The sequence below is a fragment of the Bacteroides rodentium JCM 16496 genome (genome assembly GCF_000614125.1).
Lineage (GTDB): Bacteria > Bacteroidota > Bacteroidia > Bacteroidales > Bacteroidaceae > Bacteroides > Bacteroides rodentium.
The window spans coordinates 1-1,916 of the sequence record NZ_BAKJ01000126.1; the positions used below are offsets into that span (position 1 = coordinate 1).

Annotated in this window: 2 protein-coding genes; both read left to right on the top strand. The window is 37.7% G+C overall.

Translation table 11 applies throughout. From position 1 onward, the window contains the following. A partial coding sequence (gene cas1, locus JCM16496_RS20970) for a type II CRISPR-associated endonuclease Cas1 (RefSeq protein WP_025836420.1) occupies nt 1-861 on the top strand: 861 nt, incomplete at its 5' end. Next, complete coding sequence (gene cas2, locus JCM16496_RS20975; RefSeq protein ID WP_005832235.1) at nt 861-1,193, top strand: CRISPR-associated endonuclease Cas2; 333 nt, start codon at nt 861-863, stop codon at nt 1,191-1,193. The genes cas1 and cas2, both read left to right, overlap by 1 nt. Nucleotides 1,194-1,916: the final 723 nt, after the last annotated feature.

A 1,916-nucleotide genomic window follows, 5' to 3' on the forward strand; every position in this document is an offset into this window, starting at 1 on the left:
TTACCGGAGGTGGTGAAGAACAGTGCTTTACCCGAGGGGTTCAAACGAATGTCCGAAGTGACTAAGCCAATAGAAGATATTGGAGTAGTGGTGTTGGACAATAAGCAGATAACCATTACTTCGGGAGTATTGGAAGCTTTGCTTGAGAATAATTGTGCAGTCATAACCTGCGATTCTAAAAGTATGCCGGTTGGTTTAATGCTTCCTTTGTATGGGAATACTACACAAAATGAAAGGTTTCGTTATCAACTTGGTGCGTCTCTGCCATTGATGAAACAACTTTGGCAGCAAACAATAAAAGCCAAAATAGAGAATCAGGCGGTAGTATTGCATGAATGTGCTGAAGAAGAAATAAAGTGTATGAAGGTGTGGGCTGCAGATGTAAAGAGTGGAGATTCTGATAATTTGGAGGCTCGTGCAGCTGCTTATTATTGGAAGAATTTGTTTAAAATAGAAGGCTTTACAAGGGATAGAGAAGGTATTCCTCCTAATAATTTGTTAAATTATGGGTATGCTATTTTGAGGGCAGTTGTTGCTCGTGCTTTGGTGACAAGTGGGCTTCTACCTACTTTGGGAATACATCATCATAATCGTTATAATGCTTATTGTCTGGCAGATGATATAATGGAACCTTATCGCCCTTATGTGGATAGGTTGGTATATGACATATTCAAGGAAGCAGAACCGAATTGTGTTGAATTGACGAGAGAATTGAAAGCGAGGTTACTGACAATTCCTACATTAGAGACTGTTATTTCGGGAAAACGTAGTCCGTTGATGGTAGCTGTTGGGCAGACTACGGCTTCTCTGTATAAATGTTTCAGTGGTGAGTTGCGTAAAATATCCTATCCAGAGATGTGATGGACCGGTTTAGTGAATATCGCATTATGTGGGTATTAGTGTTGTTTGATTTGCCTACCGAAACCAAGAAGGATAAAAAGGCGTATGCGGAATTTAGAAAAAATCTGCAAAAGGATGGATTTACGATGTTCCAGTTCTCTATATATGTTCGTCATTGTGCGAGTTGTGAGAATGCGGAGGTACATATAAAAAGAGTTAAATCTTTCTTACCGGATTATGGAAGTGTCGGAATTATGTGCATTACGGACAAGCAATTTGGAAATATAGCACTTTTTTATGGGAAAAAGACTGTGGATGTGAATACGCCTGGACAACAATTAGAATTATTCTAAAAAAATCCCGCGCAATGGCGGGATTTTTTCAGAACCAGCATTCTTTTTTTAGATTCTAATACTATGTGTAATTGTTTGAATATTAGATTGCTACTTGTAATCAGCTGTTTCCAATGGTTCAAAGATACTAAAATGAAAGCAAATCACAACCTTAATTCTTGTGAGTATTGTAAATTAGTGCTGTTTCCAATGGTTCAAATATACTAAAATGAAAGCAAATCACAACTACGTAAGCTGAAGATAAGCGCACATAAATGCTGTTTCCAATGGTTCAAAGATACTAAAATGAAAGCAAATCACAACAGTATGAAAAGATTGTAGATGCTTCAATAGGCTGTTTCCAATGGTTCAAAGATACTAAAATGAAAGCAAATCACAACAGAAGGATAATTGGGCGGGTGTGGTCTTGAGCTGTTTCCAATGGTTCAAAGATACTAAAATGAAAGCAAATCACAACACTGCACGTGGTTAAGGAAAAATACAACGTGCTGTTTCCAATGGTTCAAAGATACTAAAATGAAAGCAAATCACAACCACCTTCGTTCTTAATCTCCACGTAAATTTGCTGTTTCCAATGGTTCAAAGATACTAAAATGAAAGCAAATCACAACTGTATTCAAGCTATTGAGGACTCTTGGAGGCTGTTTCCAATGGTTCAAAGATACTAAAATGAAAGCAAATCACAACGTGTGTGTGCGTGTCTGTGTGTGGATTCCTAAAGTC